The sequence below is a fragment of the uncultured Sulfitobacter sp. genome (assembly GCF_947499945.1).
Taxonomy (GTDB): domain Bacteria; phylum Pseudomonadota; class Alphaproteobacteria; order Rhodobacterales; family Rhodobacteraceae; genus Sulfitobacter.
The window spans coordinates 943436-959953 of sequence record NZ_CANMQD010000001.1; the positions used below are offsets into that span (position 1 = coordinate 943436).

Below are 16518 nucleotides of genomic sequence, written 5' to 3' on the forward strand. Positions count from 1 at the left end.
CGCCTACTCCATCACCGCAAGACGCGCGGCCAATGCTGCATAAATGCTGCCAGTGACATAGCCCAAAATCTTGGACGATTTCACCAGTTTTGCGCCCAGCGTCCCCGCATATGCGCCAACCATTCCGTTGACCACAAAGCCACCCAGCGCGATCATCGCGCCAAAGGCAAGGAACTGCGCAAATACAGGCCCCGCTTCGGGAACGACAAATTGGGGAATAAAGGCAAGAACGAACCAGATCACTTTGAAATTGCTCAGGTTCGTGAAAAAGCCAGCGCGAAAAGCCCTTAGCGGAGACATGCCTGCACCGCGCGCTTTGACGGTGCTGCTGCGGAATGCCTGAACTGCGAGGTACAGCAGATAAGCCACGCCGACCCAGCGGATCATTTCAAACGCCCATGGAAATGCGCCCACGACTGCCCCAAGGCCCAGCCCTGCTATTGTTACATGAACGAAGGCACCTGCACTCACGCCCGCACTTGCCGCCCATGCCGCCTGACGGCCAGCGTGCATGCCTTGCGCAAGGCACAGCATCATATCGGGTCCAGGCGTAAAATTTAGGGCCAGCGCCGCTGGCACAAAGGCCAAAAGAACTACCGGATCTATCACTTATCCACAGCCGCTTTGAGGCTTAACAAATCCGCCCAAGCATCTCGCTTTGCATCCGTATTTCGCAGCAGATATGCAGGATGGCACATCGGTAAGGCAGGTTTATCCACAGCTTGCGTCCAGTGCCCCCGCAACCGTGTGATGCCGCGTTTTGCGAGTAAGGCCTGACAGGCCCAATTGCCCATAATGACCAGCACCTTAGGGTCAGCCAATGCGATATGGCGCAGCAGAAACGGTTTCATCATCGCAATCTCTTCAGGCTTGGGGTCGCGGTTGTGAGGGGGACGCCATGGCAGAGTGTTTGTAATATAGATCGGCGCATCGGCATTCGTACGCCCCATGCCGATAGCTGCAAACATCTTGTCCAAAAGTACACCCGACGCACCAACAAACGGCTTGCCAATACGATCCTCATCCCGGCCCGGTGCTTCTCCAATGATCATAACAGGTGCCCCGGCAATACCGTCAGAGAACACCATATTTCGCGCACCGCGTTTCAGATCGCACAACTCAAATGCTTCCATCGCCGCGCGCAGAGCTTCCAGACTGTCGGCACCATTTGCCGCCGCTTCGGCTTCTGCCACCGCGTCGCGGCTCTCCATCTTGACGGGACCCCGTGTGAGGTGGGGCTTGGGGTTCGCTTGCTTTGGCTTGGCAAGTTTGTCTGGCAAAGCATAGCGGTCCACAGGCATATCGCTGATGCACTCATCCGCGCCCAGCTCAATCTGCCACTCCAAAAGCGCACGCGCCGTGTGAAACTCAACTGATTCCATGCCGACACTCTACGCCTCTGGACAACAGATCAAAATGCCTCATGCACCGCTTCTTGCCCGTCTGCGCCCGCCTCCCTATAACAGCGCAAACAGCGTAAGGTTTCCTCATGAGCTTCCCCCACCGTCACCTGCTTGGTATCGAGCCGCTGCATCCCACCGAAATCACGACTTTGTTGGACCTCGCCGACAGCTATGCCGAGCAGAACCGCATGCCGGACAAGCACGGATCGGCGCTCAAAGGGCTGACACAGATCAACATGTTCTTCGAGAATTCGACCCGCACCCAGGCAAGCTTTGAGATTGCGGGTAAGCGGCTGGGCGCTGATGTGATGAACATGGCGATGCAGGCATCTTCAATTAAAAAGGGCGAGACCCTGATTGATACCGCCATGACACTGAATGCAATGCATCCAGACCTGCTTGTCGTGCGTCATCCGCAATCGGGAGCTGTGGATCTACTGGCTGAAAAAGTGAACTGCGCCGTCCTCAATGCCGGTGACGGACGCCATGAACACCCGACCCAAGCGCTGCTTGATGCGCTTACCATCCGCCGTGCCAAGGGTCGCCTGCACCGCCTGTCGATCGCCATCTGCGGAGATATCGCGCACAGCCGCGTGGCACGGTCCAATATCATGTTGTTGGGCAAGATGGAGAACCGCATCCGCCTGATCGCACCGCCCACCCTGATGCCCTCGGGCATTGGCAAATTTGGCGTAGAGGTGTTCGACAACATGGAAGAAGGGCTGAAAGATGTAGATGTCGTCATGATGCTACGCTTGCAAAAAGAGCGCATGGATGGCGGGTTTATCCCCAGCGAAAGGGAGTATTACCACCGTTTTGGCCTTGATGAGGCAAAGTTATCCCACGCCAAGCCAGACGCGATTGTCATGCACCCCGGTCCGATGAACCGTGGTGTCGAAATTGACGGTACATTGGCCGATGACATCAACCGCAGCGTCATTCAGGATCAGGTAGAGATGGGCGTTGCAGTGCGCATGGCCGCGATGGACCTGCTAGCGCGCAATCTGGCTGCCAATCGCGCATGACCACATCAAGTTTTTGGGATAAGCTATTAGAGGCAGATGAAAAAATACTTTGGTCGGGTCGCCCCCAACCAAAATTTCACTGGCGCAACTGGCGCTTTTTTGGCCCCGCCCCAATGGCCGCAGTCGGGCTTCTGGCGGCGGCGTGGTTCATCATATACACAACGGGAAGTGAGGGTGATATGTGGTTGCTGGTCCTGCCCGCGCTGCTAGTCCTCATCCCGCTTCGCGCGACACAGCAACAGCTGCGCACTTATAGAGCGACCCGCTATGCATTGACTGACAAGCGTGTGCTTTTCTTCAAAGTCGAGGGATCTGAAACCCGCGTTGCTGCGCACCCGCGCAGTGCGATGATCCCCCCGATCGTGCAGAACACACTTCCCTCCAGCGTGAGTTTCCTAAGGCATGGCCCGAAAAAGGTCGATGTTTTGGGGTTTGACTTCATCCAAGGTGCCGACGACTTACTGCCGCACCTCAAGCAGGCCGCGAAATGACAAAAATTCTGATCCCCAGCGCGGAGCATGGCACAATCCGCGTCTTTGCGATCTCGCGCCCGATTGCGGATATGGCTCACGCTCTCAAGCAACAACACAAGACTGCGATCGCTTCCGTGTTGTTGGGCCATGAGGTGTCGCAGGATGATATAGAATTATTTGCCCTATCTGATTTGACAGGTATCGGCCTTCACGGCTACCTCGCAGAAGGGTATGATGTTGACAAAGATACCCTGCGCCAAGACTTTACACGACTTGAAGCGCTTGACGGATATGTCCTGCTTGTCTTCTCGAAAGTGAGTGCAAAGGGAGATGTGACACTTACGCCGACCCATGACCTGACGCTCATCGGCACCTATGCCGAGCCAAAGGCAAAACACATAGCACCGCCGATCGTGACTGATGCATCCAAGCTTTACTCCGGCGTTTCTCAAGATCCGAAAGCACCGCAACGGTCACGGGCAGGCAGTGCCTTTACAGCGGCGGCAGTCCTGCTCACCCTTCTCATAATATGGTGGATATTGCGATGAAAGAACCCAAACCCGATCCAAAGATGTCTGGCCGCGTCGCTACGATAGCGCTTCTTGTGGCCTTTGCAGTGGCCGCAGGCATGGTCTGGTTGGCGGGATGAGCGATCCCCTCGCCGCTTGGACACCAACACTGGCAGTTTTTGTGCGGCGCTGCGCAATAGTCGGGGTGCTGACGATTGGCCTTATGCTCTTGTTTGGCTGGATCATCGGCACGTATACGGGTTTTTGGCAGGTCATGTATGTCGCGCCTGTCCTCGCGCTTGCCTATAATATCGGGTTCGAGGACCCCGCCCGCTGGCGTGCTGCACGCCAGGACCGCTGGCACCTTCGCACTGATGCCGTCATCCATCACGGACCCGATGGTGAGGTCCGGATACCGCTCGCTGATGTGGTCGATGTGCGCACCCGCCTCGGCTGGAGCGTGGTAATTTTCCTCACAGACGGGCAGCGTGTTCGGATATCTTATGTGAGCGGCCCCAAAGAGATTGCCGCTCAGATCATCGCAGCTCGAAACCGCATGACACCGTGAGCAACATTCTTGATTGATATTGGAGAAGTCAGGGAAAATCGTCTGGAAGAGCCGCTCTGATTACTGTCGTCGTAACCCGCTTGACCCAATTCACACGCATTGACGATGCGCAAAAAGTATTCCACCTCATGCAGCAGATCCAGAAAGAGACGCCATGACCCACCATTTCATCAACGCCACCCTGATCGACCCCGAAAACGGGACCGAATTCGTCGGCTCGGTCAGTGTCGAGGGCGACCGCATTAGTGCAGTGACCGAAGGTGGATTAGCCAATCCCAAAGGTGATGTGATTGACTGTGGCGGCAAATACCTTGCACCCGGCATTGTCGATCTAGGGGTAAAGGTTTGTGAGCCGGGCGAGCGGCATAAAGAAAGCTACCGCTCTGCCGGGTTGGCCGCCGCTAAAGGCGGCGTGACGACAATGATCACGCGGCCAGATACGAACCCCGCGATAGACAGCCCCGAAACGCTGGAGTTTGTGACGCGCCGCGCTAATGAAGCCTCTCCTGTCCACGTCCTGCCCATGGCCGCCCTCACCAAGGGGCGCGAAGGTCGCGAGATGACCGAAATCGGGTTTCTTATGGACGCTGGAGCGGTCGCCTTTACAGATTGCGACCATGTGATCACCGACACAAAAGTGTTTTCCCGCGCACTCTCCTACGCCTGCGGCCTTGGCGCTTTGGTCATCGCCCATCCGCAAGAGCCGATTATGAGCAAGGGGGCCGCTGTCACATCGGGCAAGTTTGCAACCCTGCGCGGCTTGCCTGCCGTCTCGCCGATGGCCGAGCGAATGGGGCTGGACCGTGACATGGCACTCGTTGAGATGACAGGTGCGAAATATCATGCCGACCAGATCACCACCGCTCGCGCCCTACCACCACTGGCGCGCGCCAAGAAGAACGGTCTGGATGTCACCGCAGGCATCGGCATCCATCACCTCACGCTCAACGCGCTGGATGTGGCGAATTACCGGACCTTCTTTAAGCTCAAACCGCCGTTGCGCGACGAAGACGACCGTCTGGCGATGGTCGATGCGGTAGCCTCTGGCCTGATTGATATCGTTTGCTCCATGCACACACCACAGGATGAAGAGAGTAAGCGCCTGCCCTTTGAGGAAGCTGCGTCTGGGGCTGTTGGACTAGAGACGCTGCTGCCTGCGGCACTGCGTTTGTGGCACTCCGAAATGATCACCCTGCCCCAACTCTGGCGAGTCATGTCGTTCAACCCCGCACAACGACTTGGCCTACCCTCTGGCAGACTTGCGGCGGGCGCACCTGCCGATTTGGTGCTGTTCGATGCACATGCGCCTTTTGTGATGGATCGGGCCACACTACACTCGAAATCGCGCAACACCCCGTTTGATGGCGTGCGAATGCAAGGTAAGGTGCTGGCAACTTATGTATCGGGCGCTTGCGTCTATACGGCCTGATTTGGAGAGCTGACCTATGCCAATCCTCGAGAGTTCCCTGACTTTACTTCTGCTCTGGGCCGTGATCGGATATCTGCTCGGCTCCATTCCGTTTGGCGTGATCGTGGCCCGTGTAATGGGTCTGGGCAATCTGCGCGAGATTGGATCGGGCAACATAGGGGCAACGAATGTGCTGCGCACAGGCTCAAAGCCTGCGGCGGCGGCGACGCTGATACTGGACGCCACCAAGGGTGCAGTTGCGTTGCTTTTGGCCCGTTATTTCGCAGCGGAGGATGCCGCACAGGTTGCCGCTCTCGCTGCGATGATCGGACATTGCTATCCGGTTTGGCTCAAGTTCAAAGGTGGCAAAGGCGTCGCAACCTTCCTTGGTATTTTGTTGGCTCTTGCCTGGCCTGTTGGTCTTGCCGCATGCCTTGCATGGCTCATCGGTGCGGGCCTGTCGCGCATTTCCTCCATGGGCGGGCTGTTTTCTGCGGCCTCCTCCACCATACTGATCGTTGTAATGGGTTTTGGCTCGGGATATCTGCTCAGCGTTTTGTTGGCGATCATCGTATTTCTGCGTCACCGTGCCAACATCGCCCGTATTCGCGCAGGTACAGAGCCCAAGATCGGCCAGAAGAAGTGAGAGCCTCGGCACCCGAAGGATTTGCCAAGGCGTTGAGAGCTATTCCGCTTGGCACATCTGTGGGACGCGTGGAGTCCATCCGCTACACCGCTACGCGCAGCGACTTTAACAACGGGCGCTCAATCAAACTGGTTGCCGAAGCTTTGGACCAGTCCGACTACGTTAGCCTTAACTTTTATGATCTGGAGAGCGGCGGGCAGCTTGCCCCTTGCGAAATGCAGCATGACAAGGTGGTCGACTTTATCATGGCCTATTGTCCTGAAACGGAGACGTCATATTGAAACACTTTGTCATACCTTTCGCCATGATATTGGCTGCGCCAGCGACTGCTGAAACCTTTGACGTACTGCTCGGCAACAAATCACTCGGGCAACTCAACTATGAGAAAAAGGGCAGTACTGCTACTCTGCGCACTGCCCTCAACAACACACCAATGGGCGTTTTCAACGGGACCTTTACAGGCACCAGCACAGGCAATTCCAAAAGCGCAAATTTCATAGGGGACAGTCGGTCCTCCCGCAAGCGGCGCGTGGTCCGTGTCGAGATTGCAAAAGGCCGCGCGAGCTCAACCGATATTAAGCCTGCCAGCGAGATCACAGACCTGTCGGACGTCGCACGTGTTCCCGCAGGCGTCACTGATCCCGTCCGCGTTATCGCGGCGCTCATTTCTGCGGACGGCTGCCCCGATTCGATGAAAATGTATGATGGCCGACGTGTTGTGACCTTTGCGCAAAAGGCAGGTAAGGTTGAAGATGATACCCTTACCTGCAACATGACCTACCGCGTCACCGCTGGGCCAGGGCATTTGTCGGCGCTGGGCATCAAGTCGGCTGAATTCGAGCTGACCTATGTGACAGGTGGGTCGGATCAGTCGCTTCGCCAGATCAAGGTATCATCAGGCATTTTTCGACTGACCCTCGACCGCAAAGAATGAGTTTCTGCAGAACCATTTGTGAATTCTCTTGTAAAGTCTGTTAATTTCGTTATTTCTGTAAATGCAGAAATTAATGAATGAGTCGCACAGATGCACCTGACACCCGCCATGCAAAACTTTATCCTTCACTGGGGTGATATGGGTGCGAAGTGGGGCACGAACCGCTCAGTGGCGCAAATCCACGCGTTGCTGCACATTGCCCCTGACCCACTGACCGCCGATGAAATCTGCGACTTGCTCAACCTTGCCCGTTCTAACGTCTCAAACGGCCTAAAAGAACTTCAAAGCCTCGGCATGGTGAAATCACAGCGCAAGTTGGGCGATCGTCGCGATCACTTCACGTCGATCCGCGACATGTTTGACCTGACCACCACCGTGATCGAAAGCCGCCGTCAGCGTGAGTATTTGCCAACCTTGAAAGCACTTGAAGCGGTCCAGCGCGAGGCAGAAGAAGACGCTACGCCAGCAATCGTAAAACAGCGGATCAAGGAAACTCTTGATACGATGCAGATGTTTGACAGCTGGTATCAAGATGTCTCCCGTCTACCCCGCTCTGTGCAGATGGCAGTAATTAAATTGGGCGGACGTGTCGCACGCTTCTTGCCGAAGGGCAAAGACAGCTAAAAATTTTGATATGGAGTTTCTGTAATGACAGAAATAAATGACAATACCGAAGAAAATAGCATCCACTGGGCCGGATTTACCACTGGTTTGATTGGAGCACCACTCATACTCAGTACCGCTCTAGTCGGTCCGCTGTTTATCCTCGACGTATTTTACGATTCCGCTGATATCCGCAGCGCAATCAGTGTCCTTGGTGTCCTCATCACAATCGGAGCCACACTCTATGCGCTGATCGGAACGCCTGTTTTGATCTACCACCTCAAACGCCATCACGCCGAAGTTGGTCGGATCATGGCCCTGTCCATTTTGTCGGTGCTCGCAATGTTGCCAGTCGGCGCATTCTTCTCGCTGGTCATGTTTGACCCAGCGGCCCTGATGATCGCGGGCATCTCTACTTGCTTCGGCCTCCTTGGCGCCCCTGTTCTCGCAGCACTTTTTACCTTCATTTACCAGCGGTTCACCCGCACCTGAAAGGAGCCATCATGCATACTATGCTCACCCCTCCTCCTGTACCATATCCCGCACGCTATATCATTGATCCCGTTGCTTTCTTCGCAGCACTCATTGGCGGACCCCTTCTCTTTACCGCACTTACCTTTGCTGCGTTCTTGATCCCAGTTGCTGCCCTGATTTTTGGCGGCCCGATGTATCTCATTGTGGGGACGCCACTGCTGCTGTGGTATCTGCGGCTCAATGACGGCGATCCAAATGCCTTGGCCTTTCTCGCGTTCAAGGTCATGGCTTTTGCTCTGATCCTCGCTACCGCGCTTGCAGCCATCACTGGTGACAATGCCGTGTTTGGGATCGGCCTGTGGTTCACGGGCTTTGGCATGATCTTCGGACCCGCTTGGGCATACTTCTTTGGCATCGTTTACCAATACCTGCGGCGTGATTTTTTCGCAAAACCGCGCTGTCTTTAACCCCCCTCGCTCCTGAAAGGACACCTACCATGTTTGTATTTGCAGCTCTCTATATCGCTCTAGGCTTTGGCGCATTGGCCGCTCTTGCCACCATGATCCTGCGCATTGGCACCCTGTTGGGTGAATGTCCGCAAAGCAAGCGCACCGCCCGTGCCGCCTCTGTCACCATCGCAACCGGCTTTGCCGCAATTGGCGCAGGTGGTGTCATCCTTGTCGGCGCTGTCCTACCCCTGATGGCGGAAGTTCCGCTAACTGGATTTTTGGGGGCCTTGGGGTTTGTAGCACTTTGTCTTGGTCTCGGCTTCACCCAAGCGGTCGGCACCCTGCGCGCCTTGATGTTTGACGCACAGCCAAAAGCACCGAACACCGCCGCCGCCTGACGGAGCAAATAGCAGGTTTGAGGGCGGCAGGGCTGCTGCCCTCAAACGGGCAAAGATCACTGATTTGCCTCATTCTACCCACCATTGCGCCACAGCGATGGATCACCGTCAGGCTGAATGAACCAAGAGGATATGATATGGGCCCTTTGACAGCGATCAGCCAAGCCGTCGCACGCAGCTTTACCTTCAAAGGGCGCGCAAGCCGCAGTGAATACTGGTGGTTCATCCTCTTCTACACCGTGGTCATTATGGCCTGTGGTGTATTTGACACCGTGATGATCATAGAATTAATCCAAGAACAGGGGGAACTGGCGGCACTGGAACTCGGTGTCCTAGATTTTGCTTCAACCTACGCTTGGGTCGCCACACTGCCCGCATTTCTTAGCGTGACCGTCCGCCGCCTGCATGATGCAGGGTTTTCAGGCTTCTGGTTGATCCTCTACTTCATCCCCGTTGGGGCACTGGTTTTGCTGGTGATGCACGTGTTCCCAAGCGAAGAACAAACTTCGGTACACGGCACGCCTGCATCAGGGCCAGTTGCCGACCGTACAGGCAAACCTGTCACAGTAGATTCGCACAAGCGCGCCATGCAGGGCTACGCGCTGCTGTTCGACAAAGACAAAAAGCTATCGCCAGAAGTCCAAGCCGCACGCAAAGCCGAAGTGTCCGACTACTACCGCACCCAAGTCCTCAAGGCGTCCAAGCCTGCCTGACGCGCGACTTAGTAAGAAAACTCTGAATAGATCCGGCTCAGATCGCCCTGCCACTCACCATTGTAGCAATCAATCAACTCGTCCGCAGGGGTTTTTCCGGTCTGGATGCTTTCCTTAAGCGCATTAAGGAAATGCGTCTCGTCAGGGACCAAACCGCCTGCACCGCTACGTGCACGTGCCTTGAGACCAGCCTCGGACAAGGCAACCGCATCGCGTGCCAGGTCAAGCATATTTATACCGCCCACCTTAGCCTGCAATCCGTCAACAGAAGCGGCAACGCGCAGCGCTTCACGTGTTTCGGCATCCCAGCCTTTGACCATGTCCCACGCGCCATCAAGGGACGCCTGATCATACATGATACCGACCCAGAAGGCAGGCAGCGCACAGAGCCTGCGCCACGGGCCGCCATCCGCGCCGCGCATTTCGATAAATTGCTTGGTACGCGCTTCTGGGAAAGCTGTGGTCAGATGATCCGCCCAATCGCTCAGCATTGGTGTCTCACCCGGCAGGGCGGGCAGTTTGCCGGCCATAAAATCGCGGAACGACATGCCCAGCGCATCGATATACTTGCCATCGCGGTAGACAAAATACATCGGCACATCGAGAGCATATTGCACCCAAGCTTCAAAGCCAAAGCCTTCTTCAAACACAAACGGGATCATGCCCGTGCGGGCAGGATCAAGATCACGCCACACGCGGCTGCGCCATGATTTATGGCCGTTCAGCTTTCCTTCAAAGAACGGCGAATTGGCGAAAAGCGCTGTTGCCACAGGCTGTAATGCCACGGCCACACGCATCTTTTGTGCCATATCGGCCTCGGAGGAGAAATCAAGATTGACCTGAACCGTACAAGTGCGGCGCATCATGACGCGACCCATGGTGCCGACTTTGTCCATATAGTCATTCATCAATTTGTAGCGGCCCTTGGGCATTAGGTCCATGTCCTCATGGGTCCATTCAGGCGCAGCACCAAGACCGATAAAGCCGACACCAATCTCGTCAGCCACATCTTTGACTTCGCGCAAATGCACATTCACTTCGTCGCATGTTTCGTGGATCGTCTCAACGGGCGCACCAGACAGTTCCAACTGGCCACCCGGCTCAAGCGATACATTCGCGCCGTCTTTTTCCAACCCGATGAGCTTGCCACCCTCCTCAACAGGAGACCAGTTGTGGCGGTCACGCAGACCCTCCAGCATCACACGGATCGAACGCTCGCCTTCGTACGGCAGGGGTTTGTGCGTGTCTTTACAATAGCCGAACTTCTCATGCTCGGTGCCGATGCGCCATTTTTCCTTGGGCTTGCAACCATCTGCAAGGTATTGGGCCAGCTGATCAATATGCTCGATCGGGCCGCCGCCGGATTGGGGAATAGACATGCACGCACTCCACTTGGTGTTCACCCCACAGCCTTGCGGAGAATCTCTTGATCGTCAATGCAGCAGGGCGTGGGCAGGACGCAAGGGGGTGCGTTCCCAAATCACAACAGCGTTGCCGCGCTCTGCGCGCAGTTCTGACAACATCCGCTCGATCCGCAGCCCCGGCAATTTGCTGAAAGCGTCAAACAGGGCATCGGCTCCCGCAGCGTTCACAGGGATCATTACGGGCGCCTGCTCAGGTGCATCGAGCCGCCAATGGGCAGGGCTTGCCGTGCGGTCAAGGCTCAAACGTTCCAATGCGGCAAGGGCAACGACTCCGCCAGTCAGCGGTCCGAAATAGGCGATCTGGCCCTCATCCACTTGCACAGCGCCCAAGCCGTCGCCAGCCCCCCGAAACCGCCCCCGTTGTGCACCCACTAGGCTTAGGGCAATCCCGCCCAGCACCAATGCCCAACCCGGCAACGCCAGCAGAAGCCCTGGACCGATGACCCACCAAAGCCCGAAGAGGGCCAAGCCAACACCGACAAAAACCTCGCGCCAGCGCCATAACACTGCTTTCGCTTCAGGTCTGAAGAACACTATGACCAATCCCCCAAAGCTTGCTGCCAGAGGGTCATGGCCGCCACTGCCGCCGTGTCCGCCCGCAATATACGCGGCCCCAGAGAGACTGAGGTTGCGCACGCCATCGCCCGCAGCTTGTCACGCTCCCGTTCGGAAAAGCCGCCCTCTGGCCCAATAAATATTGCCCATGGGGCAGAAACCTGACCCTTAAGGAAGCCAGACGCCGATGATGTTAGTGCTTCGTCACAAAACATGATGCGCCGCGATAAATCCCAATTGCCCAGCAGCTTATCAAACCGCTGCATCTCGGCCACTTCGGGTACATAAGTGCCGCCACATTGCTCTGCCGCTTCAACAGCATGGGCTTGAAGACGGTCACGCTGGACGCGGCCTGCATTGGTAAAGTCGGTTTGCATCGGCACAATACGCGCAGCGCCCATCTCCGCCGCCTTCTCGACAATAAAATCAGTGCGCGCTTTTTTGATCGGTGCAAAGCAAAGCCAGAGGTCCGGCGGCATCTGCAACGGCTTGGTCTGCTCCAGACACGTCAGCTCACCACCGCGCTTTCCTGCCTGCGACACTTCGGCCTGCCACTCGCCGTCCTGCCCGTTAAACAACAGTACCTGTGCGCCAGCAGCAAGCCGCATAACGTTGAAAAGATAATTCGCCTGCCCACGGTCCAAAGGAACTGTTTGCCCATCCCCTAAAGGGTGCTCTACATAAAGTCTGATTTTCGCATCCATAGGATGGATATATGCAAGACAACGCCACACCACCAGAGCCGCAAGACAATGGAACAGTTGCAGATGCATATTCCCATAATTGGGTGGACCTCTATGCCCCTGCCGCAACACGCCCCTTTCTGCGGCTCAGCCGCGCAGACAGGCCAATCGGCACATGGCTTTTGCTCCTTCCGTGCTGGTGGGGGCTGTCGCTGGCGATGATCTATGACCAACAGACATCGTGGTATGATCTTTGGATATTTGTGGGCTGTGCACTTGGGGCGTTTTTGATGCGCGGCGCGGGTTGCACATGGAACGATATCTCAGACCGTGACTTTGACGGAAAGGTAGCACGCACCCGCTCACGGCCTATCCCGTCGGGTCAGGTAAGTGTCAAAGGGGCGGTGATCTGGATGATCATTCAGGCGCTTATCTCATTTATGATCCTGCTGACATTCAACGCTGCTGCAATCCGCCTTGGTGTACTTGCCCTGATACCAGTTGCAATTTATCCCTTCGCCAAGCGCTTCACCTGGTGGCCACAAGTATTCTTGGGCCTCGCCTTCAACTGGGGCACATTACTGGCTTGGACGGCCCACACAGGTCAACTCGATGCGCCGGCAGTTGTGCTTTATCTCGCTGGCATCGCATGGACGCTCTTTTATGATACAATTTACGCCCATCAGGACACGGAGGATGATGCGTTGATCGGTGTTAAATCCACCGCGCGTCTATTTGGTGAAAACACTGGCAAATGGCTGCGCCGGTTTCTTATGGCGACTGTCGGACTGATGGGGATCGCGGTGATTTATTCCGCGCTGCCAAATGCTTCTGTCCTCGCCCTTGCCGTGGCAATTGGGGGGCCGTGGGCGATGGGATGGCATATGGCGTGGCAGTTGCGCGGCCTCGACATCCACAATACCGACAAAATGCTCCAATTGTTTCGAGTCAACAGAGATACCGGCATAATACCGCTGCTCTTTTTCGCGATTGCACTACTCCTGTGATTGCACCACAGGCATCAGCATCGTATCACCTGCTTAACCTCCAACTGTTCCGAAAGTGCCTATGCGCCTCTCCTCCATGCTCACAATTTTTCTGACCTTTGCTGCCGCTGCGGTTATCTGCCTTGTTGCAGCAAGCTTTTCGGTACAGCTGATTGAGGATTCCTCGGAGATCGGTGTGCGTGATGCCTTGGACGAAAAAGGAATGACATGGGCTGAAGTCGAGGCAAACGGCTTGCAAGTCTCGCTCACTGGTATCGCCCCCACCGAGGCAGTACGCTTTTCGGCACTAACTACCGCAGGCTCTGTTGTCGACGCAGCGCGGGTGATTGACGGCATGGGCGTCGCCGCTCAGGAAGCACTTGCCGCGCCTAAGTTCTCCGCCGAAATCCTTCGCAACGAAAGTGGTGTATCCGTCATTGGCCTCATCCCCACCAGCACAGACCGTGAATATGTAATCGCGCGATTTTCCAGCCTTGAAGGCTCGAACGGCGTGACGGATCTGCTTGAAACTGCGGATTATCCAGCGCCTGAAGGTTGGGAAAGTACACTCGAATTCGCCTTGTCTGCGATGAGTAGCCTCCCTCGCGCCAAAGTTTCTGTTGAGGCGGAACGCGTTGCCATCACAGCCATCACAAACAGCGCACAGGAAAAAGCCCGCCTTGAGCAAAACCTCAGACGCATGGCCCCGCGACAGGTTCTCTTGCAACTGGATATTTCCGCCCCGCGCCCTGTAATTACGCCGTTCACAACGCGGTTTCAGATCACACCAGACGGGGCAAGCTTTGACGCATGCTCTGCCGATACCGATCAAGCGGCGCAGCGCATCATCAGCGCAGCAAAAGCCGCAGGTGCGGAAAACCCGCGCTGTACTGTGGGCTTGGGCGTTCCCACGCCGCGGTGGGCGGATGCCGTTACCGCATCAATCGGTGCGCTGACAAAACTTGGTGGCGGCTCTATTACAATTGCGGACGCCGACATTACGCTGCTTGCGGCCCCAGAAACCAGCCAGTCGCTTTTTGACGATGTCGTCGGCGAGCTGGAAAATAGCCTGCCCGCCGTGTTCGCCCTGCAGGCAAAGTTGCCAGAGGCGCAGGATCCGAATGCAGGCCCCCCCGAATTCACTGCGACCCTGAGCCCTGAAGGCCAAGTGCAACTGCGCGGCCGCGTCAACGATGATGCGTTGCGTGACCTCACAACCAGCTTTGCAAAGGCGCGGTTCGGCTCTGACAAAGTGTTCACCGCAACGCGGGTTGTGGATGATCTGCCTTCCGACTGGGCCACCCGCGTACTGGCTGGCCTTGAAGGGCTTGGCCAGCTGAGCAACGGTACTGCGACCATCACACCTGACAGCGTTCAAATCACTGGCAATACCGGCAATCCTGACGCCTCGACCGAGATCGCCTCGTTGCTCGCCGGTAAACTGGGCGAAGGATCGGCTTTCGATGTAAACGTGACCTATCAAAAAAGGCTGGACCCCGTCCTTGGCTTGCCCACACCTGATGAGTGCGAGGCTGAAATCGGTGCGATCGTTGCTGCTGGCAAAATTAATTTTGAGCCTGGTTCAGCAACAATTGATGCGTCTGCCCTAGGAACGATGGATGACATTGCGGCCATACTCAAACGCTGCGGCGCTCTTGATCTTGAAATTCAGGGTTACACCGACAGTCAGGGCGGCGGCGATATGAACCTCGCCCTCAGCCAAAGTCGTGCGGAGTCAGTTCTCAATGAATTGCGCGCACGCCGTGTGGTTACCAATTCGTTCAAAGCAGTCGGGTATGGTGAAGCAAGCCCCGTTGCAGACAATGCGACAGAAGCCGGACGAGAAGCTAACAGACGGATCGAATTCCGGCTGGTACGCTCTGGTGCCGTTGCAACGTCTGGCGAAAACGATGATACAACAGAAAATACACCGACCGAAGAAAGCGCTACAGAATGAGCAGATTTGAATTCGTCCTCGCGACCGCCATCATTCTATTCGTTGCATTCTGCATGGGATGGTTTGCCAACTGGCTACTGCACCGCTTTACCCGCGTAGCGTCGGATGATGTGGCCCAACTCGACCGGATGAGCCAAGAGCTTCACGAGGCTGAAGAGACGCGGGATCAGGCGATCACCTATCTGCAACAGCGTGAGGCCGAGCTTACAAACCAGCTGTCGCAGACAGAGGCCGAGTTGCGCGCCGCGATGGACGGCCTGCGCGACGCACGCCATGAAGCAGAAGAAATGCGTGCCTATATTGAAAGCCAGCGCGCAGGATGATCAAGCGCCGTTAAGGAACAGTGAGGCACGCGCATTTGGCGTTCTTGCTGATCTGATGTGACGTGCTGCCCAAGACAAGCGATCCAAGATTTCCCAAACCACGACGTCCGGTAATGATCAAATCAGCCGATGCAGCTTCAGCACGGTCAAGAATGTCATGTGCAGGATCGCCATGGCCGATATGCACTTCGACAGTCTCAAGCCCCTCCTCTGCGGCAATGTCACGGGCTTGCTCACCCAGCTTATCCGCAGCCTCTAGCAAGAGCTCTTGTTGAGCAACATTCGTGCCCACATAAAAGCCCGATATCGCCTCGGCGGCGTAGACCACCGTTTCATCCCGTGGAGTATGCTGAATTTGTAGCTTTGCATCGAATTTCAACGCAATCTGGCATGCAAGTTGCAGCGCCCGTTTGGCCGCGTCAGAGCCGTCGATACCAACGACAATAGACTTAATCATATTCTGTCCTCCAATGGGTGATCCTCTCAGCCTACGCTTGCGTGTCTCAATGCTGCTTTGACATGGATCAATACGTGGTGCCGTCCTACCAACGGGACAAAGCGGCTTCATCCTCTTCGGTAGACGCCACCCATGCTTTCCCTGACGCAGAAATTTCCCGCTTCCAAAAAGGCGCGCGCGATTTGAGATAATCCATCAAAAACGCTGCCGCTTCAAAAGCATCCTTGCGGTGTCGCGCGGCGGTTGCCACCATCATAATCATCTCACCCGGAACCAGACGACCATATCTGTGAATGATCAAAACATCCCCTAACGAAAAACGCGCCTGCGCCTGCGATGCCATCTCAGAGAGCGCCTTTTCTGTCATCCCTGGATAATGTTCGATTTCCATGGCTTCCATAGGATCGTCAGACAGGTCCCGCACAACGCCAGTAAAGGTTACAATTGCGCCCATATCACGCCGACCCGACGCGAAGGTGGTGCTCTCCTGCCCCAGATCAAAAGGCGCGTCTTGAACACTTATCCGCATG

23 protein-coding genes are annotated in these 16518 nt (G+C 56.0%); 16 read left to right on the plus strand and 7 right to left on the minus strand.

All coding sequences use genetic code 11. The features are described 5' to 3' along the window. Nucleotides 1-3 precede the first annotated feature (3 nt). Nucleotides 4-609 (minus strand): LysE family translocator, encoded by a 606-nt coding sequence (locus Q0775_RS04560; RefSeq protein WP_298858172.1) that lies wholly within the window; start codon nt 607-609, stop codon nt 4-6. After that, complete coding sequence (locus Q0775_RS04565; RefSeq protein WP_298858173.1) at nt 606-1382, minus strand: uracil-DNA glycosylase; 777 nt, start codon at nt 1380-1382, stop codon at nt 606-608. The genes Q0775_RS04560 and Q0775_RS04565 overlap by 4 nt, the downstream gene beginning before the upstream one ends. A 107-nt stretch (nt 1383-1489) precedes the next feature. On the opposite strand from Q0775_RS04565, the gene Q0775_RS04570 reads away from it, so the two are divergent. The 13 genes from Q0775_RS04570 (at nt 1490) to Q0775_RS04630 (ending at nt 9603) form a co-directional block, all read left to right on the plus strand. Beyond that, on the plus strand, nt 1490-2428 hold the full coding sequence (locus Q0775_RS04570) for an aspartate carbamoyltransferase catalytic subunit (RefSeq protein ID WP_298858174.1): 939 nt from the start codon (nt 1490-1492) through the stop codon (nt 2426-2428). Then, nucleotides 2425-2919, plus strand: coding sequence for a hypothetical protein (locus Q0775_RS04575; protein WP_298858175.1), 495 nt, complete (start codon nt 2425-2427; stop codon nt 2917-2919). The genes Q0775_RS04570 and Q0775_RS04575 overlap by 4 nt, the downstream gene beginning before the upstream one ends. Continuing rightward, a complete protein-coding gene (locus Q0775_RS04580) occupies nt 2916-3449 on the plus strand; it encodes a hypothetical protein (RefSeq protein WP_298858176.1) in 534 nt (177 codons plus the stop codon). The genes Q0775_RS04575 and Q0775_RS04580 overlap by 4 nt, the downstream gene beginning before the upstream one ends. Before the next feature lie 97 nt (nt 3450-3546). Then, nucleotides 3547-3978 carry a hypothetical protein gene (locus Q0775_RS04585; protein ID WP_298858178.1) on the plus strand — a complete coding sequence of 144 codons (432 nt, stop codon included), beginning with the start codon at nt 3547-3549 and terminating at the stop codon, nt 3976-3978. Between the two features lie 154 nt (nt 3979-4132). Further along, on the plus strand, nt 4133-5407 hold the full coding sequence (gene pyrC, locus Q0775_RS04590; protein WP_298858179.1) for a dihydroorotase: 1275 nt from the start codon (nt 4133-4135) through the stop codon (nt 5405-5407). 16 nt (nt 5408-5423) lie between these two features. Next, the gene (gene plsY / locus Q0775_RS04595) at nt 5424-6032 is read left to right on the plus strand and encodes a glycerol-3-phosphate 1-O-acyltransferase PlsY (RefSeq protein ID WP_298858180.1); all 609 of its coding nucleotides are present in this window, start codon (nt 5424-5426) and stop codon (nt 6030-6032) included. After that, nucleotides 6029-6313: a hypothetical protein gene (locus Q0775_RS04600; RefSeq protein ID WP_298858181.1), complete on the plus strand. Its 285-nt coding sequence runs from the start codon at nt 6029-6031 to the stop codon at nt 6311-6313. The genes plsY and Q0775_RS04600 overlap by 4 nt, the downstream gene beginning before the upstream one ends. Beyond that, nucleotides 6310-6966, plus strand: a complete 657-nt coding sequence (locus Q0775_RS04605) for a hypothetical protein (RefSeq protein ID WP_298858182.1) — start codon at nt 6310-6312, stop codon at nt 6964-6966. The genes Q0775_RS04600 and Q0775_RS04605 overlap by 4 nt, the downstream gene beginning before the upstream one ends. Before the next feature lie 90 nt (nt 6967-7056). Continuing rightward, nucleotides 7057-7590 carry a MarR family transcriptional regulator gene (locus Q0775_RS04610; protein WP_298858183.1) on the plus strand — a complete coding sequence of 178 codons (534 nt, stop codon included), beginning with the start codon at nt 7057-7059 and terminating at the stop codon, nt 7588-7590. Between the two features lie 24 nt (nt 7591-7614). Further along, the gene (locus tag Q0775_RS04615; protein WP_298858184.1) at nt 7615-8061 is read left to right on the plus strand and encodes a hypothetical protein; all 447 of its coding nucleotides are present in this window, start codon (nt 7615-7617) and stop codon (nt 8059-8061) included. Between the two features lie 11 nt (nt 8062-8072). Next, complete coding sequence (locus Q0775_RS04620; RefSeq protein ID WP_298858186.1) at nt 8073-8510, plus strand: hypothetical protein; 438 nt, start codon at nt 8073-8075, stop codon at nt 8508-8510. Between the two features lie 29 nt (nt 8511-8539). Next, on the plus strand, nt 8540-8890 hold the full coding sequence (locus tag Q0775_RS04625; RefSeq protein WP_298858188.1) for a hypothetical protein: 351 nt from the start codon (nt 8540-8542) through the stop codon (nt 8888-8890). 137 nt (nt 8891-9027) lie between these two features. Further along, nucleotides 9028-9603, plus strand: coding sequence for a DUF805 domain-containing protein (locus Q0775_RS04630; RefSeq protein WP_298858190.1), 576 nt, complete (start codon nt 9028-9030; stop codon nt 9601-9603). Between the two features lie 8 nt (nt 9604-9611). Here Q0775_RS04630 and Q0775_RS04635 read toward each other — a convergent pair whose 3' ends face one another. From Q0775_RS04635 to Q0775_RS04645, 3 genes are read right to left on the minus strand one after another with little or no spacing between them, the layout of a single operon-like run. Beyond that, complete coding sequence (locus Q0775_RS04635; protein WP_298858192.1) at nt 9612-10982, minus strand: glutamate--cysteine ligase; 1371 nt, start codon at nt 10980-10982, stop codon at nt 9612-9614. Nucleotides 10983-11036: 54 nt separating this feature from the next. Next, nucleotides 11037-11564, minus strand: a complete 528-nt coding sequence (locus Q0775_RS04640; protein ID WP_298859945.1) for a hypothetical protein — start codon at nt 11562-11564, stop codon at nt 11037-11039. After that, a complete protein-coding gene (locus Q0775_RS04645; RefSeq protein WP_298858194.1) occupies nt 11561-12286 on the minus strand; it encodes a 16S rRNA (uracil(1498)-N(3))-methyltransferase in 726 nt (241 codons plus the stop codon). Before Q0775_RS04645 ends, Q0775_RS04640 begins: the two co-directional genes overlap by 4 nt. A gap of 11 nt (nt 12287-12297) precedes the next feature. Between Q0775_RS04645 and ubiA the strand changes: the two genes are divergently transcribed. The 3 genes from ubiA to Q0775_RS04660 all read left to right on the plus strand — a co-directional run bounded on the left by ubiA (nt 12298) and on the right by Q0775_RS04660 (nt 15531). Beyond that, nucleotides 12298-13272, plus strand: coding sequence for a 4-hydroxybenzoate octaprenyltransferase (ubiA, locus tag Q0775_RS04650; protein ID WP_298858195.1), 975 nt, complete (start codon nt 12298-12300; stop codon nt 13270-13272). 76 nt (nt 13273-13348) lie between these two features. Further along, on the plus strand, nt 13349-15208 hold the full coding sequence (locus Q0775_RS04655) for an OmpA family protein (RefSeq protein ID WP_298858196.1): 1860 nt from the start codon (nt 13349-13351) through the stop codon (nt 15206-15208). Then, the gene (locus tag Q0775_RS04660; protein ID WP_298858197.1) at nt 15205-15531 is read left to right on the plus strand and encodes a hypothetical protein; all 327 of its coding nucleotides are present in this window, start codon (nt 15205-15207) and stop codon (nt 15529-15531) included. Before Q0775_RS04655 ends, Q0775_RS04660 begins: the two co-directional genes overlap by 4 nt. A 10-nt stretch (nt 15532-15541) precedes the next feature. Here the strand turns inward: Q0775_RS04660 and Q0775_RS04665 are convergent, their stop codons facing one another. Further along, on the minus strand, nt 15542-15988 hold the full coding sequence (locus Q0775_RS04665; protein WP_298858198.1) for a universal stress protein: 447 nt from the start codon (nt 15986-15988) through the stop codon (nt 15542-15544). 85 nt (nt 15989-16073) lie between these two features. Continuing rightward, nucleotides 16074-16517, minus strand: coding sequence for a molybdenum cofactor biosynthesis protein MoaE (locus tag Q0775_RS04670; RefSeq protein WP_298858199.1), 444 nt, complete (start codon nt 16515-16517; stop codon nt 16074-16076). Nucleotide 16518 lies beyond the last annotated feature (1 nt).

Bases quoted from the DNA above. Each gene is read 5' to 3' on its own strand.
- Q0775_RS04665 (WP_298858198.1), bottom strand. From the start codon at position 15,988: ATGATTAAGTCTATTGTCGTTGGTATCGACGGCTCTGACGCGGCCAAA.
- Q0775_RS04635 (WP_298858192.1), bottom strand. From the start codon at position 10,982: ATGTCTATTCCCCAATCCGGCGGCGGCCCGATCGAGCATATTGATCAG.
- Q0775_RS04580 (WP_298858176.1), top strand. From the start codon at position 2,916: ATGACAAAAATTCTGATCCCCAGCGCGGAGCATGGCACAATCCGCGTC.
- Q0775_RS04670 (WP_298858199.1), bottom strand. From the start codon at position 16,517: ATGCGGATAAGTGTTCAAGACGCGCCTTTTGATCTGGGGCAGGAGAGC.
- ubiA (WP_298858195.1), top strand. From the start codon at position 12,298: ATGCAAGACAACGCCACACCACCAGAGCCGCAAGACAATGGAACAGTT.
- Q0775_RS04625 (WP_298858188.1), top strand. From the start codon at position 8,540: ATGTTTGTATTTGCAGCTCTCTATATCGCTCTAGGCTTTGGCGCATTG.
- Q0775_RS04620 (WP_298858186.1), top strand. From the start codon at position 8,073: ATGCATACTATGCTCACCCCTCCTCCTGTACCATATCCCGCACGCTAT.
- Q0775_RS04630 (WP_298858190.1), top strand. From the start codon at position 9,028: ATGGGCCCTTTGACAGCGATCAGCCAAGCCGTCGCACGCAGCTTTACC.
- Q0775_RS04615 (WP_298858184.1), top strand. From the start codon at position 7,615: ATGACAGAAATAAATGACAATACCGAAGAAAATAGCATCCACTGGGCC.
- Q0775_RS04610 (WP_298858183.1), top strand. From the start codon at position 7,057: ATGCACCTGACACCCGCCATGCAAAACTTTATCCTTCACTGGGGTGAT.
- Q0775_RS04660 (WP_298858197.1), top strand. From the start codon at position 15,205: ATGAGCAGATTTGAATTCGTCCTCGCGACCGCCATCATTCTATTCGTT.
- Q0775_RS04565 (WP_298858173.1), bottom strand. From the start codon at position 1,382: ATGGAATCAGTTGAGTTTCACACGGCGCGTGCGCTTTTGGAGTGGCAG.
- Q0775_RS04570 (WP_298858174.1), top strand. From the start codon at position 1,490: ATGAGCTTCCCCCACCGTCACCTGCTTGGTATCGAGCCGCTGCATCCC.
- Q0775_RS04575 (WP_298858175.1), top strand. From the start codon at position 2,425: ATGACCACATCAAGTTTTTGGGATAAGCTATTAGAGGCAGATGAAAAA.
- Q0775_RS04585 (WP_298858178.1), top strand. From the start codon at position 3,547: ATGAGCGATCCCCTCGCCGCTTGGACACCAACACTGGCAGTTTTTGTG.
- Q0775_RS04645 (WP_298858194.1), bottom strand. From the start codon at position 12,286: ATGGATGCGAAAATCAGACTTTATGTAGAGCACCCTTTAGGGGATGGG.
- plsY (WP_298858180.1), top strand. From the start codon at position 5,424: ATGCCAATCCTCGAGAGTTCCCTGACTTTACTTCTGCTCTGGGCCGTG.
- pyrC (WP_298858179.1), top strand. From the start codon at position 4,133: ATGACCCACCATTTCATCAACGCCACCCTGATCGACCCCGAAAACGGG.
- Q0775_RS04655 (WP_298858196.1), top strand. From the start codon at position 13,349: ATGCTCACAATTTTTCTGACCTTTGCTGCCGCTGCGGTTATCTGCCTT.